Origin of the sequence: Bacillus cereus group sp. MG9, assembly GCF_040459995.1 — a bacterium.
In the GTDB taxonomy this organism is placed as follows: Bacteria; Bacillota; Bacilli; order Bacillales; family Bacillaceae_G; genus Bacillus_A; species Bacillus_A mycoides.
The window spans coordinates 3,693,024-3,715,770 of the sequence record NZ_JARVHC010000001.1; the positions used below are offsets into that span (position 1 = coordinate 3,693,024).

The following is a 22,747-nucleotide window of genomic DNA, read 5'->3' on the forward strand; positions in this document are numbered from 1 at the left end:
CCTTTTATATTTTTCATTAAATGCAGATGTCACTACACTTCGCATACTCAAGTACATCTTTTAATGATTGCTGAAATGGGATTTCTGGAACCCAACCTAACTTTTTTATATCCTCTAATACTAAACTTTCATTTGAGCCGCTCTCACTATTCTCTGTTTCTTTTATAGTAAAATTCAACTGTGTTAATCCTTTATATTGTTCCAATACATCTAATAAAGAGCGTTTTACTCCTGATCCAATATTATATTGTTTTCCATTTATACCATCACGTAATAACACATGATACGCTTTAACTGCATCACGTACATCTAGAAAGTCTCTACTATCTTTCAAACTGTTTACTTCAATAATCGCCTTACTTCTACCCGATTCTATATCTATCATTTTTTTTGCGAGAATTGAACAAACACCATTCGATACTCCTGGACCAATTAAATTTGAGGGCTTTGCAATGATAATATTTGAATCCATTAATCCGCCCCAAGCCTCCGCAATAATGACTTGCATAGTTTTACTTAAACTATATGGATTTGAAACTTTTATGTTTTTCATACTATCTGCTTGCAATGCAGATCCTATAACTAATGTTTTACAATGCGAGGCTTCCTGCTTAATGGCTTCTAATAAATATAAAGTCCCTATTACGTTAATCTCTATATATTCCAGAGAAGCTGTCCAAGACTCATTAACTGAGTTTCTTCCTGCTAAATGCAATACATAGTCTGGTTTTATTTGTTTAATTACCTTCATTACTTCACTCTTATTTGTTAAATCACAAGTAATACCATTTTCGATTTTTTCTCTATGTGAACGATTTTGAAACATAGGAATTACATGAAAGCCCTGCTCTAAAAAATATTGGCAAGCATGACGTCCTGTGAAGCCATTTGCACCAGTTATTAAAAGGCTCGCATTTCTTTTCATCGTAAAAACCCTCCTTTTTCTAACATTTGTTTCACCTCATGTTTTGTAAGTAAGTCTTGTTGAGAACTAAAACTCTTCACATCCACAAGCGGATAACTAGCATAATATTCTTGAAGTCCTTCTATAGGAATAGTCGGTAGTACCACAAAATAATTTTGATCAAAACTAATACTTGTTTTACTCTCTACCTCAGATAAAAGCATTTCACTTAATTTTTCACCAGGTCTTATCCCTACCTCTTTTATCTTCACGTTTTCTTTTTTCGAATCTTCAATCAATATTTTTGCTAAATCCGTTATTTTACATGCTGGCATTTTCATAACAAAGATTTCTCCTCCTCTTCCTTCAGATGCTGCTTTAAATAACAATCCAACAGCATCTTCAATGGTTAAGAAAAATCTAGTCATATTTGCATCGGTAATCCCTACTTTTGAAGATTGCTTAATTTGCTTTTTAAAAAGCGGTACCACACTTCCACTCGTTCCTAAAACATTTCCGCCACGAACACAAATGAATTTTGTTTTCTTCGTTTGCACATTCGCATGAACCATTAATTTTTCACCAATTGCTTTTGTCATCCCATACGTATTTGATGGATCGGCCGCTTTATCAGTTGAAACATATATAACTTTCTCAACTTGATTCTGGATAGATGCTTCAATTACATTTTGCGTACCATGTATATTTGTTTTTATAGCTTCATAAGGATAATATTCACATACTGGAACATGCTTTAAAGCTGCAAGATGAAATACATAATGTACACCTTGGCAAGCATATACTAGTTGCTCTTTATCACGAATATCTCCAATAATAAATTTCAATCTCTCTTCATTTATAAACTGTTGCTGCATTTCAAACTGAACCGTTTCATTCCTTGAAAAAACTCTAATTTCTTTCGGTGATTTTTCTAATAGTTGTTTTATAAGTTCATGTCCCCACGAACCTGTACCACCAGTAATTAAAATTATTTTATTAAGCATTCCTTTTCCTCCTACCATACATTTCAATTCAAATTGTATTTATTAAGGTTATTGAATTATTTTCAATTGATTCAAATCATAATCGTCGTTTGTTACATTTAATTGACAAAATAAAAAAACAGAAACTATTTTTTAATAGTTTCTGTTTTTCATTTCACTTCTTAGCAATTAGATTTTCTTTATACTGTTTGAATGATAACTATATTACTGGTTTAAAAAACACCGCTCATTTATTTCTTATACTCGTAATAAAATAAAGTGAAACTTTAATTAGTGGGGATTTTGTCCATCCCCCACTGATTATTAGTTGAATCAATCGGGCTTTTACGAGCAGCCCCACCCTCACCTAACTTCTTTGCTTTAGCCGACTTTTGAGATGGGAGTCTTACTGCTCGTTAATAGCGGGATAAATGGAATGATTCATAACCAATACCACATTTAAACTCATAGAAAAGGGAGGTAATGGAATGTACCAAAGCAATTCAAACAATACGTCTAAAGAATTCTCAAAAGCACTCCCTCTCTCCCTATTCGACGTGAAAAACGAGTTACAACAAAAAAGCGATCTCATCTCTTCTGTTACCATATATAAATTAACGAAAGAAGAGCAACTTATCATCGATAAAATTAAAGCTCAGACAAAAGAACTAAATAAAAATAACGTCACAAGAACACGTGCATACTACCAATTTTACATTCAATATCCAGAAATACATTGGGCACTACTTGGGCATATCGTATCACGTAACGGTGGCTGGAATATGACAGATTTAAAGGGAGATTTATATACGAGGCTTTTATCCGAGAAAGATCAAATTACATTTTTCTCTTTTTTAGAAAGAGGAAATTGGCTCATTTTCCAAGATGTATATCCTCAATTTTTACTATATGAGCAAAGTGTAAAAAAATCAAAAAAGCTATTTCACCTTCTCACTCACTTAAATGTTTCTACATTTATGGAAACAATGTGGAACGATTTTTGGAAAACAGGTAACAAAAAAACATTAGCGATCGCAACTATTATTAATGAACAAAACTACTTAGAAAAAAGAGTTATTCAAAATGCACACTTTAAAAAGACTGTATTAAATAGTATTGGATTTAAACTCTTTGATTTTTTTCAGTTTAATCATATCCTTTTCCCATTTTACGAAAATGATAAAAAGCAAAAAGTATTACTATTTGGTGATACAATGAAACATTTCACTTCTTTGCATGAACGAATTTCACTTGGAAAACGGTTGTATTCATTGTTATTTCGGGATACACATATTTTATCTCAAATAATAAACTGGGTCCATCACCATCCACATACAGGCTCAAGAAAAGATTACTGGCCCCATTTATTTTCTAGTGTAAATGAATCTTTTTCGCGTGAGTTTTATAAACGCCGAATAAAGAAATGCCAGTTACGTAGTGACGCGTATCGTATATACAGCCCTGCACTCATCTATGCATGGCGGGATATGAAACATGAAGAAGTTGAAAATGAAGATTGGTTTAACGATTGGCAAGTTGTAAATTATTTAGTTGATAAGGAGGAAAATATAAATGGAAAAATTACAGAAGACTACTGCAAAACACTCGAAAAAATTGAACTCGCAATTCTCGCAAAGAAAAATGTCCTCCTTCGAGAAGAAGAATGACTTTTTAGCATTATTAGTTACAGTCTTACTTTCTTCTATTATTGGAACTTGCTTAGATGCTTTCTTTGTGCATACACAAATATATTCCTTTCCAGTTAGACCTTTCTCATCTATATTTTCAGTTAACATAGGCTTTACGTTGTTTGTGCTACCAATTTTAACAATCATTTTCATACAAATTTCAAAAACATTATCTGCAGTTTCTAGAACTCTATTTATTATTTTAATAGGGCTTTGTGCTAGTATTTTTGAACAAGTTGCTGAGAGGTTAGGTTTATTTGTACATAACGGGAATTGGCATCATGCTTATTCTTTATTTGGATATATCATTTTCTTTTCTCTTATTTGGAAATTATATACTTGGATGCAAAAATAAAGAGACCGTTATAATAACGGTCTCTCCTTAAGCATAATCTTCAGTCACTGCTACTGAACGACTTTGAAGGCTTTTTGATCGCAAACGATATGCAACTACTTTCTTCTTATATTGCTTTACTACATCAACGTGTTCCTCGTAGCTATATATAGAAAATCTAATCTCTCTTTTTCCTTTCTTCGTCTCCATGACTATCGGTGTACCATTCCCTTGCGGCGGAAAATAATGTTTATCTAAAAATAAAGCCTCGTTAAATTCATGAATAACTTGAAGTTTCATTTTTCCTTCTATACTTTCCCCATCTACCGTTACAGTAGTATTTTCCTCATCAAGTTTTTGGTGTAACTCAAATCTACTAATAATTGATTCTACAACAGAAGTTGGCATACTAGAAACTAGTACTTTAAGAGCACCAAAAATAAATAATGTAACTATAAACCATGTTGTCATTTTAATCATCTCCATTACGCTCTAAAATGAGTAGTGTTATACTCCTTATTACGATTCATTAATTTTCAAAATAAAAATTCCACTCCATAAGGTACTAATATACTAATAAGTATCCCTGTTACAATCATCGTTACCGAACCGATAGTTGCCTCTTTCTCTCCTTCTTTCACTAGACGGCTCACACCAATAATATGTGATGCGCAGCCCATCCCCACTCCTTTTCCAATCGTACTTGTTATACGGAAAAACTTAAGTACTGTCGGTCCGATAATAGCACCTGTTATTCCTGCAACAACTACAAAACTAGAAGTCATAGATGGAATGCCACCAATTTGATCCGCTAATGAAATGGCAATAGGCATTGTCGCTAATTGTGGTAAAGTTGTTAATATAAGTTCCTTATCTATATTTAAAATCCCACCAATCACTATATTCATACTCGTTAAAGCCACTATACCTATCACTACGCCGATTAGTATCGCTAAAAAGTTTTTCATAAGTATCTTTCGCTCTTTAAATAGCGGTATGGCTAACGCTACAATTGCAGGACTCAAAAAACCTGAAAGAATGTCTCCCCCATTTTCCTTATACTCATGATGAGAAATACCAAATATCAAAAATAAGCAAATCATAATTGCTGTAACTGTTAATACCGGTAACGTAAATGGAAACGTAAATTTTTTATATAACTTTGTCGCCAATAAATAAATTACTACAGTAATAATAATTAAGACCATTTGAATCGTGCACCTTGTCGATTTTATTTTTTTGATGTTACTAATAATTGACTTACATACCCTGAAACAATCAATGTTACTACCGTACTTACAATTACTAAAAGGAATATAACACTCCCCTTACTTAAAAGAAAAGATCCATATTCCATTAATCCTGTTGTCGAAGGAATTAGAAATAACGGTAAAAATACTATTAACTTTTCTGCCCCTACCTCAAACCACTTTAATGGAAAAATACGAGTAGAAAGGAGTAGAAACAATATTAACATCCCTATTAAACTTCCTGGCATCGACAGATGGAATACTCCTTGAATCCACGTACCAGCTAAGCTAAACACATATAGCACGCCTACTTGAAGTAAAAGCGTCACGTACTTCATTTCTTTCCCTCATTTCCATATTACGCTTCGCTATTATGAAATCTCATTTAATGTTTCCGCAAACCTTGTAACTCCAAGCTGAATTTGTTCTACATTCGCTCTGCCAAAAGTAAATCGGATATATTCACTTTTCGAACCTAGGACGCTTCCTGGGACAAATGCTACACCATTTTGTATAGATTCACCTAGTAAATGATATTCATCAAACGTTCCTTGCACTTTGCACCATAAATGTATTCCGCCCTCAGGAACAAAAAATTCAATCTGGTCCCCTAATATTTCTTCAAGCTTTCTAATTAACTCATCTCTTCTTTGTTTCAGTTGTCCACGGAGCATCGTAATATGCGTATGAAAATCCTCAGATTCTAAAAATTGGTTCGCTACCCACTGTGTAAATACACTATGACCGAAATCAACTTGCTGCTTCGCATCTGCCAATCTCTCAATTACGCGCGTGGGGCCAATTACCCAACCAATACGTAATCCTGATGCAACAATTTTTGATAATGAGCTCACATAAAGAACATTCCCATTTTGATCCATCGATTTCAATGTTGGATTCACTTCTCCATTAAAAGAAGTCAAACTATACGGATCATCTTCTACAATCGGTATACCAAATTCAGAAGATAGTTCTAAAACCTTTTTACGTCTTGCCAATGAAAGTACCGTTCCAGTTGGATTTTGATAATCCGGATTTAAAAACACCATCCGAATGCGATGCTTTTTGTGCAAATCGATTAAGTCATCTGGATTCATACCATGCTGATCAACTGGTAAACGGAATATTTTTAAACCTGCTGATTTAAACATCGGAAGTGAATAACAATAGGAGGGATCCTCAATTGCAATCGCATCTCCAGGCTTTAACAAACATTGAACGATAAGATTAAGTGCTTGCTGAGCTCCAGATGTAATAAGAATAGAGCTTGAATCTGCTTCTATTTGTTTATATTGCTCGACATGTGCCGCAATGGTTTTTCGCAACATTTCATTTCCAAGCGGATGGTCATAACCGAGATTTCCCATAAATGTTTTCTCCGACAAAATTGTTCGAAATCTATCACTCGGAATTAAATCTGATGACAATTCACCACTCGCTAAATTGATTAAATCATCTTTTTGTGTTTCCGTTCGAATTTGTTGAACAAGTGGTACATTAGGTAAGAACGATCCATCCTCAACGTACCTACCCCAGTTCGGTATTCGTTTATGTGACACACCCCATATATCTGTATTCACCCGAGTGCCGCTTCCTTTTTTCCGTTCTACTACCCCAAGTGATTTCAATTCCTCATAAGCAGCTACGACCGTACTCCGGTTCACTTGTAAATTCTGTGCTAACATACGCTCGGAAGGTAATTTTCTATCAGAAGGGAATTCACCGGTAGAAATGCCTCTTTCAATGTAATCAGCAATTTGTTTATAAACTGGTATCTTATCTTCACGATTCGGTTGCCATTCCATTTAGTTCCCTCCTCTCCAAGCTGGTGTCCTGAACTCATTAATAACAGTATTCACTGCAAAAATGGTATTAATCAAGCGCATGATTTAAAAATGCCTCTACCGTCACATTAAAGCTAGTAGGCTGTTCTAAATAAGGCAAGTGCCCACTATTTTTCAACTCAACGAAAGTCACGTTTCTCAGGTGTTTTTCAAATTCTCTCACATACTTTTCCGGAACAAAATAATCATTCTCTCCTCGTATTATTAATGCAGGACATGCAATGTTAGAGAGGTATGGTCTTTGATCGTAATCAACTAATTCAGCGAATAGCCTTTGAATATGCGGCGGATGAATCGTTTGTAGGGATTGATGAAATCCTCGGACAATTGCATCATTATCTTCTACTCCCATTGCTCTCAATAACGTATCAGCCCAAGTTTTCCCTTTATCCTGCAAGCTAAGTAAATCATATACTTCAAGTCGTTCTTTACGATCTGCCGGTTCTAAATAGGGAAATGCATTTACAACAATTAAGCTAGAAACAAAACGTGGATATTGAATAGCAAAATCGATACCCACTCTAGCTCCTTTTGAAAGACCACAAATTGTTACTGATTTTAGCTTTAAATGATTACATAACTCATATAAAACATTTGAATATTCTTTAAAACTAATTTCCATCCCTTCGGATTTCCCATGCCCAGGTAAATCGAGTGAGATTACGGTCCATGTCTTCTTGAAGTATTTTCTTTGATATAACCAATTATTCGAATTTCCTCCAAGACCGTGTAAAAACAATATGACAGGACCCGATCCTTCTATATTGTAAAAAATCTTTCGATTCTTATATTCAAAATATATATTCATCACCTTCAGATGTAGCATCACATATTTTTATCTTTGAATGAATATATCCAAAACGGTTCTCTTTCTAGCCACTCAACTGTGCCTGAAATACCGTCTTCATACTCCCTTTCCAGCTCATCCACTTTAGTTGTAAATTGTGATGCATGTGCTCGTAATGCTTCCAATTTTTTCGGAACATATTTTTTCACTTCATTTTTAAAATCTGGAGGTCCTATTTCGTCTTCATGATTTTTCGAAAAAGCTACAGCATAAAAGGCTGGTCGTTTACTTTCCGAAATATTAGCTAAGGCCTCTACTACTGCTTCCCCTGTTGCATCGTGATCCGGATGAACTGCATACCCAGGATAGAAAGAAATAACTACAGAAGGATCCAATTCTTCAATACAGTTTTGAATCAAGCTTCTTAATTTTCCAGGCTCTTCAAATTCAAGAGTTTTATCACGATATCCCATCATACGTAAATCTTCAATCCCTAAAATATTTGTAGCTCGCTTTAACTCTTTCTCTCTAATTGTATATAAAGATTCACGAGTTGCAAAAGGTGGATTCCCCATCGCTCTCCCCATTTCACCAAGTGTTAAGCAAACATAAGTAAGAGGGACTTTCTGCTCAGTATAAGCCAAAATTGTTCCAGCCACGCAATACGACTCATCATCCGGATGCGGGAAAACAACTAAAACGTGGCGCTCATTTTTCATCAATATATTAACTCCTTCATCATATACAAACTTTATAAAATAACGACCGCATACCAAGTAACTCCTACAAGAAGCACTAAAAGAAGAATGACATAGATAGCGGATAAGTTTTTCACATTCCTCTTTGTAGACTTACCGTAATTCTCCTCTACATTTCGTGCGACTAGTACGGTCCCAAACAGTGATACAACTACAATAATAACAACTAGTGAAATCGCAAAACTCATTGTCTTCCACCTCTCTAAGGCCAGTCTATTTTAAAGCATGAATAAAATACTACCTTTCTTCTCTTATCATAATAGAAGTTTGTAAAAAACGGACCAACCACTTTTGTGTTTTTTTGCTCATCCACTTTAAAAATAAAAAGCAACTGCTCACTTAGGACCAGTTGCTTTTTTTACAAGGCTACTTATATTCATTTTCAATTAAAATTAATTCGATTTAAAAGTTTGGTCTTTTCATAATGAAACATTGATTGAGATAGCTCGAAAATTGTTCCATTTACAAGATAAACTGTATTTTCAATAAGAAGCGCTGGATCACCTTCATTTAGTTCTAAAAGCTTTGCATTTTCTTTATTTATTTTTTCACAACTAATAACTTTATCGGCAAAGCCAATATTTAATCGTAAATCCTCAATGAAATAACTGTATACAGAACTTAATGCTATTTCTTCATTCAAATAAGGAATGATATCTTTTTTGAAATAACTTACTTCAATAGAGAATGGTTTACCGTCTACAATTCTTAAACGCTTCAAAAAATATAGTCTAGTTCCAATCTCACATTGCATCCGTTCTACTATCTCTTCATTTGCCTCTATTACTTCAATCTCTAGCACTTTCGTTTCAATATTTTGTGAAACGAGATTTTTCGTTAATCCACGTAAACTTCCTAAATTAATGTAATCTGTTACAGAAGTTTCACGTAAAAACATACCACTACCTTGCACTTGAAAAATATAACCTCTATTCACAAGTTGACTAATTACTTTACGTATCGTATTACGGCTTACTTCAAATCGATTCATCAACGCTTCTTCTGTAGGTAATTTTTTCGTTTCATTAAAAAGCCCATCTCGAATGTTTTGCTCTAACACATCTGCAATTTGTTTATACTTTGCACTCATACACTTTCTCCTAAAATACTCTTTTATCTGTTATAACTCTTCTCCTCTCGTTTCGATCACATGTTTATACCAATGAAACGAAAGTTTCTTCTTACGTTTTAAGTTATCATTATGATCGACAAAAATAAAGCCATATTGCTTTTTATATCCATTTAACCAACTTAACAAATCAATAACTGACCATGCATAATAACCTTTTAAATTAATTCCCTCTTGAATTGCACACTTCATTACTTTTAAATGCTCTTCAATAAATTTAATTCGCGGAACATCTACAATTTCTCCGTCAATGATTGGATCTTCATCACCAAGTCCATTTTCCGTTACATACATCTTTATGTCACCGTAACGCGCTTTCAACATATGCAATCCATCTAAGAAACCTTCGGGAGATATTTCCCAACCCCATTTGGTATATGTTTTATCATCCATTTTTACTGTTCGATAAAAACCATCAAAAGAAGGATTACCTGGAGCAAGTGTTGAGTTTTCTCGAGAATGCTCCTCGCTCTTTATATCCATATCATATCTTTCTACTCGTATTGGCTGATAATAATTCAAGCCGATAAAATCATTTTTTTCGGCATTTTGTTTAATGATTTCTAATTCTTCAACCGTCCAATTAGGAGTCCACCCATTTTCCTTTAATTGTTGTACAACATAAGACGGATACTCACCTTTTAAAACTGGATCGTAGTACCAATACGTTTCATATTCATTCGCATGATTTGCTGCTAGTATATTTTCTTTTTGATCATCCACACTATAAGCAGGTAAGAAAACATGTGTAATCCCTATCTCCCCATACTGTTTCAGCTGCTTGTACACCGCAACTGTTTTCGCATGCGCATAAAATACATAATGAGTCGCTTGAAAATACTTTGGAACATCATTTTGTATTCCTGGTGGATGTGCACCTTTTAAATAGCCTAATCCACAAAACATTACTGTTTCATTAAAAGTAATCCAATGTTTCACTCTATCACCAAATGCCTTAAAGCAAATTTCTGCATACTTTACAAAAGCCTCTGCTGTTCGTTTATTCGTCCACCCACCATCTTTTTCTAACGGTAATGGTAGATCCCAATGATATAAAGTGGCAAACGGTACAATCCCGTACTTTAAACATTCATCAATTAAATTGTTATAAAATTCAATTCCTTTTTCATTTACCTCTCCATCTCCAGTCGGCAATATTCTCGCCCAAGAAATCGAAAAACGATACGATTCCAATCCCATCTCAGCCATTAAACGAACATCTTCCTTATATCGATGATAATGATCAACCGCTACATCACCATTTGTTCCATCGTATGTTTTGCCAGGAATTTTTGAAAACTCATCCCAATTCGTAACACCTTTTCCATCCTCATTCCATGCACCTTCTACTTGATAAGAAGCTGAAGCAGCCCCGAATAAAAAATCATGTGGAAACTTCATAATATATACCTCCGTTTCATTACAACAAATCAAATTCATTACTACATATAAAATTTATAGGTACAAATTTTATATGTAGTAATTATAGCTTAAGTTTCGATTTTTTTCTATCATGAACGTACGATATGTAAAACTATATTTGATGTTAATTTTTAGAAAACAAAAAAGAAGCGACGTATTTCATCGCTTCTTACTATGACAATCTTTACTCTTTTACAAGTGACTTATTCGCTCTTATAACTTCTTGATAAAGTATTGGGGACCATTTTTCATTTATATAATCTTGAATTACCCAGCCCACTCTCGTAGGATTCTTTTGCTTCATATAGCTTGCAATTTCAGGATTTATGTAGGACGCATAATAATATGGACTATTCCATGCTGTACCACCAGAAGACAAGCTTGTAAAATTAATATATAGATGATTACACTCTTCACTGTTGTTAATCGTTTCATTTATAGTATCTTTAATAGATGTTACTTTCTCATCATAACTCACTTTATATTTATCTTGTACTGTTACATTTACATTTTGATTTACAGTTGTCGTAAACGTGTCATTATCTGGCCAATAAAAATTATTATATCCTCCAGATTCATTACTACCACTGTATCTTTTTAGTAGCACAATTTTCCCTCGAGCATCTCCAAGTCTTATATTCCCTTCTGTTTTTAAAAAGATAGGATCAAGAAAATAATTTTTTTCAAACGTATTACTAAATGAATCTTCTGCCCCTTTCATATCCTCATACTCTTTTTTTAAAGACATAATAATCGTTTCACTTGGATTATCTTTTAAAAATTGTTTCGCTTCATTTATAAATTCATGCAATGTTACATAAAGATATAATGGCCCATGATGAAGAACTATCGTATTATCATCTGTTAAACGCCCTCTAATATCAAAAATTCTAGCTCCGTGATCCATTTGGTAACGAAAATTATATTCTTGCGTCATTCCCCATACTTGCTTTATCGGATTTTGCAACTTGAACGTTCCACTATCATGTGTTCCTGGAATTGAAATTCGTGCTAACGGTACGTTATCGGGTATAGGTTGCATCCATTTTGACCAGTTTTCAAGCCCATTACCAGCGCTAGCAGCAACTGCTTGCTTATCATTGAAAGCAAATACAAATGTGCTAAGTATAGTACTACATATGAGTAATTTCAAAATAAACTTCTTATTGCTCATTTTTATTCCTCTCTCTTTCTGTTTTATATCACACTTATTGAATATAACATAAGCTACTTAATAAATAACATTTCATAAATATGGAATATTGCATATAAGTAAAATTTAAAAACATCCACATATTCTCATCTCAATGCATTAAAAAAATTTAATATCCCTTTTCACTAGATAAATTATAGTAATCAACAACTCGAACTTCAATGGGCTTTCATATGCAATATTTCATATTTGGGTCCTACATGATATAAATAAAAAACTTATAATGATTATTTATTCCATACGTGATAATATACTTATATTAAAATATAAATACATACCTTATATACTCTGAACTACATTACTCAACAGTTAAAACTTAATTTTTTATTGGGAGGATTTACAATGAAATTATTAAAAATAAAACATATAATTCCTTTATCTGCGGCAGCAATTACATTCGTATGTAATCAAGGTGTAGCTGAGGCTTCCACCATTCATACAGTAAAAAAGAATGATACACTTTGGGGTATCAGTAAACAATATGGAGTTTCAATACAATCTATTAAACAAGCAAATAATAAAGGAAAAGATCAAACTTTTATTGGTGAACAGTTACATATTCCAGGATCCATGAAATCAAATGAGGTCACTGTTCATCAAAACGACAAACCTAAGAACATCTCTGGACAAATTATTTATCAAGTACAGCCGGGAGATTCATTAGAAATTATAGCAAAGCGTTACAATGTTACCGTTCAATCTATAAAACAAATTAACAATACAGTCGGAAACAAGCTTTATACAGGACAACATTTAAAAATCAATTCAAGTATTTCAGAAAAAGAAAAAGACTTAATGGCACGCTTAGTTACTGCTGAGGCAGGTGGCGAATCATATAAAGGAAAAGTAGCGGTGGCGAAAGTTATCCTGAATCGTGTAAATGCAAATGGTTTTCCAAATACAATAACAGGTGTTATTTATGAACCTATTAAACACGGATATGCATTTACTCCTGTTACCGATGGTAGAATTAATCAGCCTGCAAGCGCAGAAGCAAAAATGGCAGTAGAAGAGGCTATCTCTACAAATGGAATACATTCTGATTGGCTTTATTTTTACAATCCAAAAACTTCAACAAACAAATGGATTACGACACGTCAAACAGTAGCGGTAATCGGTAACCACGTCTTCGCTAAATAAAACTATAATTCTCTTCAAATTTATGCACTTAACAACTATTTCAAATGATTAGCAGACCTCTTCACTTAAAAGGTCTGCTTTTTATATGTAAGATTTTATTAATCATATGACATAGTGATCATTTAAAACTATTTCTTCTTTCAAATAAAAACATTTGTATTTACTCCACCACTCGGAGAAATTAAAAAAGCATCAAGTTCAAAAACTCCCTCTTTATTAATAAAAGCTATTTCTTAACTTCATAAAAGTGTTATACACTAAGAAAATAAAAAACAAACTATTCGTTAGCAGGTGAAAGAATATGTATGATGTTACAATTATCGGAGCTGGAGTAAGTAGCATCTTTATGGCTTATTCATTAGCCCAAAGTAACAAAAAGATTTTAATTCTTGATAAAGGTAAAGCGCTAAAAGATCGCCATTGTCCTTTAGACCAAGGAAAAGTGTGTAATTGTACTACATGTGATAAATATTTCGGATTTGGTGGTTTAGGAAAATCCGAAGGGAAATTTAATTATACAAATGGATTTGGTGGGGAACTTGAGCAAAAAGTAGGTAAAAAAGCTTTTATACAACTCATGGCTGAAGTAGATGAAATTCTATGTCAGTTTGGTGGAAGTTCCGTTTCAAAATATTCTACAGAAAATCTAAATCTCACTAAGAGAGCTGAAGCGTGTGGTTTACAAATGCTCACAACAGAAGTAAGGCATCTTGGCACTACACTTTCAAGTAACATTTTTCAGCAGCTCTACGAATTTTTACTTACGAAAATAAATATCCGATTTCATATAGATGTAGAGCATATCATAAGGCAGAAAGATCATTTTAGAATAGCTACAAATCAAGGGATAGTTCAATCTAAGCAAATCGTATTTGCAACAGGACGTTCCGGGGCTGATTGGTTAAAAGAAATGTGCTCTTCCCTTGAAATTGCACAGGAACAAACCCGTATAGATTTAGGTATTAGGGTAGAGATGAAAGAACATCAATTACGTTCTATATTAAAAGATACATTTGAGACGAAACTTTCTTATCAGCATGAACATTTCACGGCTACTACTTACTGTATGAATCCAAAAGGACGCATTATTCGAAAGTACGAAGAAGGTTTAGTTATGCCTGACGGTCAAAATTTTCGAGAGCAAGGAACTGGCACTTCTAACTTAAATTTCACTTTATTTATCCCGCGCTATTTTCCAACTCTCAAAGAAGCCAATGTATACGCAAGTTCAATTATTAAAAGCATTAACCAAGGACGAGATCGGATTGTTATACAGCGTTTAGAGGACTTAATAAAGAAACAACCTACAGCGGAGAACAACATGAAACATAATCGTATACAGCCTACACTACACGGAGATTATGGAGATTTGAATGAAGAAATTCCTCAATTATATATTGAAGGACTCAAAAAATTTTTATTACGTTTAGAACAATTTATCCAAGAACCTATCGATAAAGATACTTTATTATATGGAATTGATGGAAAGTTCTATGCTCCTACAATAAAAATCAATAACCACTTTGAAACAAGTATGAATGGGCTATTTTTAATTGGAGATTGTTCAGGCGTCACTCACTCATTATCTCAAGCAGCTGCAAGTGGTCTGTATGTTGGAAAATATTTATCAGGTATTTAAACTTTTTAATTAAGATGCCAGTCAAATGTTTTAAGTTTCACCAACACTTTATTTATCTAATAATAGCTTTAACGAAATTATTATCCCTCCCCCGCTGATGATTAAGCCACAAAGAATCAGGATTTTACGGGATATATTGAAAACACATGAAAAACTACATTCTATATAGAATGTAGTTTTCTACTAATTAATATAACCGTTTTCTTTAAGTTAACTTTTCTGAAAATTTAAACTGATTGAATGTCAATAGTTTAAAAATCATCTATTCATTTTCACTTTCATTTGTTCGATATTTTGTAACATCGCCGTAGTGTTTAATATGTTAGGATGTCTATAAGTATTTTTTACTACGACTATGATTTTTTCTGCTCTGTTTCAAAAAAAATTAGATGTATGTTACTTCGCTTTAAAATTCTCCATTGTATGTATATGAATACTTCAAATTATTACCTTTAGAAAAATATAATCTAAATGGTTCACCACACTCTAATAGTTATAAAAACATAATATATAACCTTAGTTAAATAAACTCTATAAAGAAGGTGTAAAAATGAAGAATAAAATAAATTTACAAATGCAAAATATAAGCTTTGTTTTAATAATTGCTTTAGCAGTATGGTTAAAAACATATCTTATTACGCGATTCAGTTTTGATTTGAAAATTGAGTCTTCCACACAAGAACTTATTTTGTTTATTAGCCCTCTAGCTGCATCATTAGCATTTGTTGGATTAGCATTATTTGCAACTGGTGAAAAGCGAAATTATATAGCGCTATGTATTAATTTCTTATTAACTATAGTTCTCGTTGGAAATGTAATGTTCTATGATTTTTATAGCGATTTTGTTACGTTACCAGTACTTGGACAAACATCTAACTTTACACAGTTAGGCGGCAGTATTAAAGAAATATTAAACTACAAAATTATACTCGCATTCGTAGACATTATTTTCTTCTTTATTTTGTTAAAGAAGAAATCGATAGTCTTTAAAACAGGACGTGTAACTCATTCTGCACGCTTGTTATATTTTCTCTTAACGATTGCTGTATTTTTTGCGAATCTACATCTTGCAGAAAAAGAGCGCCCTGAATTATTAACGAGATCCTTCGACCGAGTAATGCTTGTTAAAAATTTAGGACTATATACTCATCAAGTATATGATTTAACACTACAAGTAAAAGCTGGATCCCAAAAGGCACTCGCAGATAGTAGTAAATTACAAGAAACTGAAAACTACGTAAAGGCAAACCATAGCGAGCCGAATCCTAACATGTTTGGTGCAGCTAAAGGAAAAAACGTAATTGTCGTTACTCTTGAATCCTTGCAAACCTTTTTAATAGGTGCATCCGTCAATGGTCAAGAAGTTACACCGTTCTTGAATGAATTCATAAATGAAAGCTATTACTTTGATAACTTTTTCCACCAAACTGGTCAAGGAAAAACATCAGATTCTGAATTTCTAATAGATACATCGTTGTATCCATTAAATCGAGGAGCTGTATTTTTCACGCACGGTAACAACGATTATACTGCGACTCCAGAAATTTTACGTCAGCAAGGCTATTTCACTTCTGTATTCCATGCGAATAACGCAACATTTTGGAATCGTAATATTATGTACTCTGCTCTTGGTTATGATCGTTACTATAATGAACTTGATTACAAAATTACGCCAGAAACAAATTTAAATTGGGGATTAAAAGATATCGAATACTTTGATCAATCAGTAGATATATTAAAAACTGTTGATCAACCATTTTACGCTCGTTTCCTTACTTTAACAAACCATTATCCATTTACGTATGATGAAGATACAAAATTCATTGAACCATACAACTCTGGTAATGGCGTATTTGATCGTTACATCGTAACAGCACGTTACTTAGACGAATCAATTAAAAAATTTATTGAGCGTTTAAAAGCCGAGGGAATGTATGATGATTCTATTATTGTGTTATACGGTGATCATTACGGCATTTCTGAAAAACATAATCGCGCAATGGCACAGTTTTTAGAAAAAGATCAAATAACAGAATTTGATACTTTAAATTTACAACGCACACCTTTATATATTCATATCCCTGGCCAAACAGAAGGTCAAACTATTTCAAAGCCTACGGGACAAATCGATATGAAACCTACTATTCTAAATTTATTAGGGGTTGATACTACTAACGATATCCGTTTTGGTCATGATATGTTTTCAGATGAATATAATGGATTTGTTGTTTTCCGTGATGGCAGCTTCGTTACAGACAAGTATGCATATACAAATCATACTTTTTATAATCGAGAAACAGGTGAGGTTGTAGATTTACCAAAAAAAGAAGCTCAAGAAATGATTAACCGTGCACAAAATGAGTTACGAATGTCTGACAAAATTATTGAAGGCGATTTATTACGTTTCTCAGAAAGTAATAAAATTAAAACTGGAGAAGTAAAAACTAAAATTAAAGAAACTGAAAAGTAATCTATATAAAGAAAGGGAGCAACTCATTACGGTTGCTCCCTTTTCCCCTCTTATAACACATGATGCAATTTCATATAAAAAACTTGATATATTTTACTTTTATTCTACGCTTGTTTCTAAAGTTAAATCTGTATAGGCATTATCATCACCTATATTTAAGATTACTTCACATTGACGTAATCTCAATTCAAAGAGCGTTATAGGATCATGATAAACTTCAGGGTTTGATTTCATTTTATGCAGTTTATCTTGTTTTTCTTTTATTTCTAAATGAGTGTTTTTTACAGCTTGTTCCAACGAGCCAAATGGATTTCTAAAGAACATATTAATATCCCGCTCTTGTGTGTTTTCAAATAGCTCAAACTGCAAGAAAAATTTCTTCATAATAGAAGCCGTTACATCGGTATAATCTTCATTTTCTAAATACTGTTTGTATTTGTTATATAGCATAGCTTTATTTTTAGGAAGAACTCCAAATAATTTACCGGCACTTTTCAGTAAAAATTGTGCTGGCGTAAATCGGCGTAAAATATTTACTTCTTCCATTTGTATTCTAGTTGTCATTCTATCAGTATCTCTGCGCCAGTCATCAATTACTTTAAAGTCACATTCTAACTGTATTCGATTTTCTCCAAATAAAGAATTAAGTCCTTCACTGGTTTCTGCTAAGTACAATTGACTTTGAAGGAGCTCGTTATTAGAAGTCGCAATCCAATTTTGCATCGAGCGAGCAAGATTAGGTAATACAGTTTGTTCTAGATATTGTTGCACCCTTTCATTCATCGCTGTATTTAGTTCAATATCAATGTGCCCAAAATCACTTTCTTCACTAATTAAATCGGAACAACTCTGCAATAATTTCGGAATATGTTCTGTAAGATCATTAGTAATTTCGTTTTTCATTGTACGATATGTTTCTGTAATTAAATGAATTTTTTCCTTCTCAAAAGCAGTAAGGTTATTAATACAAGCATTTAGTTTAACTAACATATCTTCATTCCAATTAATAGAATCCACTAGATTATTTTCCCTCTCGACGCGTTTATCCAAAAGATATGTAATTGTTTTTCGAATGAAAAACAATAGCTTTTCAGTACGTTCTGCATCGATATTTTTATGGTTAAAGTTAAAATGAATAAACTCAGTTAAATCGTTTAGTTGTTTACTATTTGTATATAACGAAGAATAAGGGAAAACTCTTGCATTAGGGAAATATGTATTTATTCTCACTTGCGTATCTTGTATAACTCTTTTTGCTTCTGCTTCATTGTAAATGTTATCGATTTTATTTAATAAGAAATGAACTTGTAGATTTGGTGTATGTTCTTGGATACTTAATAGAATGTCACGTTCTTTGTCAGTAAAAGGTGAATCCGTATTCAATACGAATAATAATTCATCTACAGAGTTTAAATATTCAAACACCTCATCTCTCGCGTCATTGTTCCTATTAAAGCTAGGTGTAACAACGAATGTAAGTTTATTTTTACTTAAAAACCTGCATGGTAATTTAAATTCAACACACGCTCTATCTCTATATGTTTGACGATGCACTGCCATCATGTTATGGAAATCAGAGAAATTCTCAGTTGTTGTAATTTCCGAATCTGTTATAGCGTTAATTTCTGTATAAGCGTCATTTTTAAAAACAACTACATTTGAGATTGAGTTTTCTAATATATTTTCTCCTAAAATAGAGTTAATAAATGAAGCTTTTCCGTTCCCTGAAGTTCCAGTTACTAATAGGCGATTTGTTCTTAAATCTGCAAGCTCACCAACTAACCAGCTAAATCGGTTACCCATTTCTAAATCATGTTCTTGTGCCCAGTGTGTAATAGATTCAAAAAGATGTAAACTATACTCTAAGCCATTCACATGATTAATAGAATATGACAGTAGGTCTTCTGCATCTTTTATATCCGCTGAATCTATTTTAGAAGGAAAAATCTCATCCCATGCCAATACTGCTGCAGATGGAAATACAGCATGAGATGGATTGACTACCTTTAACCAATTTGTTAACAGGTTTGGAATGATATCGTGTAATTGTCTAAGCATATATTGACCTTGAATTAATTCAAAGTATGTTTCTTCGTAAAGAGAAGAAATTTCGTCCCATATATCGGACGAATGTATTTCGATATGTATGAAAAATTCATTTATTGTGTTGAGCCATAATAAGTAATTTTGTTCATCTTTATAGCTGTGCCAAAGTGATGAAACAATTTGCGTAAATTGTACTTGATCTACATTATTTAATGTAACTAATACTTTATAAAAATAGTCTGGTGAAATATTTTTAGTAAATCCTTTATCGATATATTCTTTTAGAACCTCAAACCACGGATAAGATTCTGTTCGAATTAACTCGTTCACAGCAAGCTCTACTGCACTATCAAAATCTTGCTGTTCTTCATAAAAGGAACGTGCAATTGTTGTGACGTTTGGATAATCGGGATTTAAAGAAACCGCTTCTTTTATAACAGCGAAAGCTGAATCAAAATTATTTTGCTCGATATAAAGAGACAGTAATTGCAGTACAATTTCGGTCATCAGTATTTTGTTATCAGTATTAATAGAAGTATACACGTTTTCAGCAACTGATAATTGGTTAAGTTCGAAGTAAGCATCCGCAATATTTTTTTGTGCCCATGGCGCTAATTCATTACTAACTTTCTCCCATTTAAAAATAGCTGCTTCAAAATCTTGATGGTGATAATAAAATTCACCTTGTGCAAAACGAATATAAGATCCATCAGAAATCTTATTTTTTTCTTCGTTTACATAAGCTTCTCCAAGTACTTGAAGAGGTGGGTGTGTTTCATTCTCCATTAGGAATGTTTCATAATACATCTTTTTTATTAATTGTTTTTCTAATCTCATCTTTTCCCCCACTATATCTTGGAAAATACATTTTTCTCCATATGTCAATACTTTTTTGTATGTATACTTTTTATCTTAACAAAGAATTCCTTTTGAAAAATTTCATTTTCCTTTCATTTTTCAAGTAAGATTGAATTTTTATGAGAAAAGTTTCAGTTTTTTTTCAATTCCCTTTCAGTTGTGAAACAACATTAAATGTTCCTAATAACCTAATAACACTATAATATTCCACATTATATTATCAGGAAAACTATATATATATTACATTATAAAAACAATCTATAACGAATATATATGCAAGATTCCCTTCGCTAATAAATAAAAGAAATCATTATAATATATTTCTCACATTGTTTTCCTTTGAAATATTTCAGTAGTTACGTAATTAAATTCCATTAACCTATATAAATAACTAGTCCAAAAAAAATCTATATGCATATCATGTTATAGTAAAGAATTCAGGAAATCCTAAAAAGGAGGCATTTTCATGTTTGAAGATAAATCTAAAATAAATTACCCATATGAATTTACTGAAACTACAACAGTCCCTCTAAAAAACCCCATCAATAAAACTTTCAAAAACGGCTCTGGTACACATAACTTCCCAATTAAAAAGCATTATAAAGAGCAGGTTTTATATACTGAAAAAATTAATAATAATAAAAATAAATAACCGTATAGATCCTTATAACAATTAACCAAATAAGAATCAATATTTGGCCATGCATAGTTATGTGTTTAATAATGTAGAAATCCTTATTATACAATTTACGTACCTTTAAAAAGTGCTGATATACGGCGCTTTTTTATACATAGATAATAGAAGCACAAAAAAAGTATGGATATTTTCCACACCTTTTTTGTGCTTTGCTATTTATAAATGGAGTAGTACGTCCATGTTTATTTTACCTAATAGCACTTTAATGGGCCTTCTAGAAGAAATAAAAGCTAGTTTAATGAAAAAATAAGTTTCTTAGCCAATGCCCCTCCCCTACCAGCAGAATTTTACTGGTAGGAGTCATTGTATTGAATTTATATAATACCTTGAATATTTTGCGTCTATTTTTTCTTAAGGGATATTTATTCGGGTTACTTATTAGATTATCAATTATATTCCTTCCGATTCCTACTTTTTATAGGTCATTATTGCTCTATTATATATATTTAAAAATTTACTAAGCGTTGTTTCAAAGCTACTTAGTTTTCATAAAATATTTTTTGTTTCCGTTGGAACGAATAGGCTTTAATCTCATCTGTATCTAAATTTTCATGAAATAAATGAATGGCTATAATTTGTCTACAATCGTAGGTATGATAATAATATGTTCCGGACTCCATACACATTACGCTTGTATAAATGGTATTATCTAATGTACCTTCTTCTGTTATTACTCCGCCTTTAGGAACCTCGCAATTTGATAAGATATGAAAAAGGGCCGATACTCCCTCTTCTTCGCTATCTATATCTTGAATGTTTTGTTTGCCATATGCTGCCCGCACAAACCTTGATGGCGGGGTGAAATCCCCTGGAAGTCCCATTGAGCCTGAGCCCTGACCAAAAGCACTTAATGGTAAATTACTCCACTCTGTTGGCGAGAATGGCTGCGATTTAAGGCCAATATATTGTCTTAAATTTTGTAAATGCCAATTAAACTCCGGACTATTAGTCATCACTCCTAGTGGATTGTCATACATTTTTAATCCTTCATTTGTCGGCTCCAGTACAATACAATCTCCCCATTTATCCGCTAAAATCCAATGTAGTGGTGGCGTAAGTCCTAAATCCGGTAATGGTATATCCAAAAAGGTAAGGCTATCTACAGATTTCTTTAACTCCTTGACAGAATTGAATTGTGTGAGACTCCAAGTCACAAAATCAAATGGAGCCAAATTCGTTTTGTTATTATCTATACTTTTACTATAAGTAGCGAATCCTGGAAAATAGAGTGTTGCACATGTCATACCTGCTTCATTTACTCCGTCCGCCATAATGACCCTTCCTTGATGATTAATCCCCATTCCGACCGTAGCATGTTTCGTATTGATGATTTCACCAGTTATATTATTCCACTGGTAATGTCGAGGAATGATTATTACTTCTTGATTCAAATCTAATGTAAAATCCATCGTTCTTGCAAAAAGGTGCTGACCGTTTTTTGTCTGTAATGTCAAACTAGTACACATAAAGAACACCCCATTTCATGATTTTATCTACACTTTACATAATTCTGATAAATCTGTAAATTAAAAACCCCTTTCCTTACAAAAAAAATGAGAAAGCACATATAAATTACAAATAGGTT

20 protein-coding genes are annotated in these 22,747 nt (G+C 32.7%); 6 read left to right on the plus strand and 14 right to left on the minus strand.

Features of this window, described 5'->3' with window-relative positions:
- Positions 1-16 precede the first annotated feature (16 nt).
- Positions 17-925, minus strand: coding sequence for an SDR family oxidoreductase (locus QCI77_RS18855; RefSeq protein WP_002128673.1), 909 nt, complete (start codon positions 923-925; stop codon positions 17-19).
- Positions 922-1,908, minus strand: a complete 987-nt coding sequence (locus tag QCI77_RS18860) for a UDP-N-acetylglucosamine 4,6-dehydratase family protein (RefSeq protein ID WP_353825353.1) — start codon at positions 1,906-1,908, stop codon at positions 922-924. The genes QCI77_RS18855 and QCI77_RS18860 overlap by 4 nt, the downstream gene beginning before the upstream one ends.
- A gap of 467 nt (positions 1,909-2,375) precedes the next feature.
- On the opposite strand from QCI77_RS18860, the gene QCI77_RS18865 reads away from it, so the two are divergent.
- Both QCI77_RS18865 and QCI77_RS18870 read left to right on the plus strand, forming a co-directional pair.
- The gene (locus QCI77_RS18865) at positions 2,376-3,554 is read left to right on the plus strand and encodes a DUF2515 domain-containing protein (RefSeq protein WP_002128677.1); all 1,179 of its coding nucleotides are present in this window, start codon (positions 2,376-2,378) and stop codon (positions 3,552-3,554) included.
- Complete coding sequence (locus QCI77_RS18870) at positions 3,529-3,930, plus strand: CBO0543 family protein (RefSeq protein WP_044442960.1); 402 nt, start codon at positions 3,529-3,531, stop codon at positions 3,928-3,930. Before QCI77_RS18865 ends, QCI77_RS18870 begins: the two co-directional genes overlap by 26 nt.
- Positions 3,931-3,957: 27 nt before the next feature.
- On the opposite strand, the gene QCI77_RS18875 is transcribed toward QCI77_RS18870, so the two are convergent.
- The 10 genes from QCI77_RS18875 to QCI77_RS18920 form a co-directional block, all read right to left on the minus strand.
- Positions 3,958-4,380, minus strand: a complete 423-nt coding sequence (locus tag QCI77_RS18875; protein ID WP_113769734.1) for a YfmQ family protein — start codon at positions 4,378-4,380, stop codon at positions 3,958-3,960.
- A 65-nt stretch (positions 4,381-4,445) separates the two neighbouring features.
- Positions 4,446-5,117, minus strand: a complete 672-nt coding sequence (locus QCI77_RS18880; RefSeq protein ID WP_113769735.1) for an LrgB family protein — start codon at positions 5,115-5,117, stop codon at positions 4,446-4,448.
- 23 nt (positions 5,118-5,140) lie between these two features.
- Positions 5,141-5,497 (minus strand): CidA/LrgA family holin-like protein, encoded by a 357-nt coding sequence (locus QCI77_RS18885; protein ID WP_353825354.1) that lies wholly within the window; start codon positions 5,495-5,497, stop codon positions 5,141-5,143.
- Between the two features lie 33 nt (positions 5,498-5,530).
- Complete coding sequence (gene pdxR / locus QCI77_RS18890; protein WP_002088019.1) at positions 5,531-6,964, minus strand: MocR-like pyridoxine biosynthesis transcription factor PdxR; 1,434 nt, start codon at positions 6,962-6,964, stop codon at positions 5,531-5,533.
- Positions 6,965-7,031: 67 nt separating this feature from the next.
- Positions 7,032-7,829: an alpha/beta fold hydrolase gene (locus QCI77_RS18895; RefSeq protein ID WP_353825355.1), complete on the minus strand. Its 798-nt coding sequence runs from the start codon at positions 7,827-7,829 to the stop codon at positions 7,032-7,034.
- A complete protein-coding gene (gene bshB2 / locus QCI77_RS18900; RefSeq protein WP_002033712.1) occupies positions 7,829-8,509 on the minus strand; it encodes a bacillithiol biosynthesis deacetylase BshB2 in 681 nt (226 codons plus the stop codon). The genes QCI77_RS18895 and bshB2 overlap by 1 nt, the downstream gene beginning before the upstream one ends.
- A gap of 32 nt (positions 8,510-8,541) precedes the next feature.
- On the minus strand, positions 8,542-8,736 hold the full coding sequence (locus QCI77_RS18905; protein ID WP_002033711.1) for a hypothetical protein: 195 nt from the start codon (positions 8,734-8,736) through the stop codon (positions 8,542-8,544).
- Between the two features lie 194 nt (positions 8,737-8,930).
- The gene (locus QCI77_RS18910) at positions 8,931-9,638 is read right to left on the minus strand and encodes a GntR family transcriptional regulator (RefSeq protein WP_002033710.1); all 708 of its coding nucleotides are present in this window, start codon (positions 9,636-9,638) and stop codon (positions 8,931-8,933) included.
- A 30-nt stretch (positions 9,639-9,668) separates the two neighbouring features.
- A complete protein-coding gene (locus QCI77_RS18915) occupies positions 9,669-11,078 on the minus strand; it encodes a glycoside hydrolase family 1 protein (protein WP_002142831.1) in 1,410 nt (469 codons plus the stop codon).
- A 205-nt stretch (positions 11,079-11,283) separates the two neighbouring features.
- The gene (locus QCI77_RS18920) at positions 11,284-12,273 is read right to left on the minus strand and encodes a phosphatidylinositol-specific phospholipase C (protein WP_353825356.1); all 990 of its coding nucleotides are present in this window, start codon (positions 12,271-12,273) and stop codon (positions 11,284-11,286) included.
- Between the two features lie 381 nt (positions 12,274-12,654).
- On the opposite strand from QCI77_RS18920, the gene QCI77_RS18925 reads away from it, so the two are divergent.
- From QCI77_RS18925 to QCI77_RS18935, 3 genes are all read left to right on the plus strand, one after another.
- Positions 12,655-13,452, plus strand: coding sequence for a cell wall hydrolase (locus QCI77_RS18925; RefSeq protein ID WP_353825357.1), 798 nt, complete (start codon positions 12,655-12,657; stop codon positions 13,450-13,452).
- Positions 13,453-13,753: 301 nt separating this feature from the next.
- On the plus strand, positions 13,754-15,091 hold the full coding sequence (locus QCI77_RS18930; protein WP_353825358.1) for an NAD(P)/FAD-dependent oxidoreductase: 1,338 nt from the start codon (positions 13,754-13,756) through the stop codon (positions 15,089-15,091).
- Between the two features lie 550 nt (positions 15,092-15,641).
- Positions 15,642-17,561 (plus strand): LTA synthase family protein, encoded by a 1,920-nt coding sequence (locus QCI77_RS18935; RefSeq protein ID WP_353825359.1) that lies wholly within the window; start codon positions 15,642-15,644, stop codon positions 17,559-17,561.
- A gap of 99 nt (positions 17,562-17,660) precedes the next feature.
- On the opposite strand, the gene QCI77_RS18940 is transcribed toward QCI77_RS18935, so the two are convergent.
- The gene (locus QCI77_RS18940) at positions 17,661-20,444 is read right to left on the minus strand and encodes a dynamin family protein (protein WP_353825360.1); all 2,784 of its coding nucleotides are present in this window, start codon (positions 20,442-20,444) and stop codon (positions 17,661-17,663) included.
- A gap of 487 nt (positions 20,445-20,931) precedes the next feature.
- On the opposite strand from QCI77_RS18940, the gene QCI77_RS18945 reads away from it, so the two are divergent.
- On the plus strand, positions 20,932-21,117 hold the full coding sequence (locus tag QCI77_RS18945) for a hypothetical protein (RefSeq protein ID WP_000461142.1): 186 nt from the start codon (positions 20,932-20,934) through the stop codon (positions 21,115-21,117).
- 524 nt (positions 21,118-21,641) lie between these two features.
- Here QCI77_RS18945 and QCI77_RS18950 read toward each other — a convergent pair.
- The gene (locus QCI77_RS18950) at positions 21,642-22,628 is read right to left on the minus strand and encodes a choloylglycine hydrolase family protein (protein WP_353825361.1); all 987 of its coding nucleotides are present in this window, start codon (positions 22,626-22,628) and stop codon (positions 21,642-21,644) included.
- Positions 22,629-22,747: the final 119 nt, after the last annotated feature.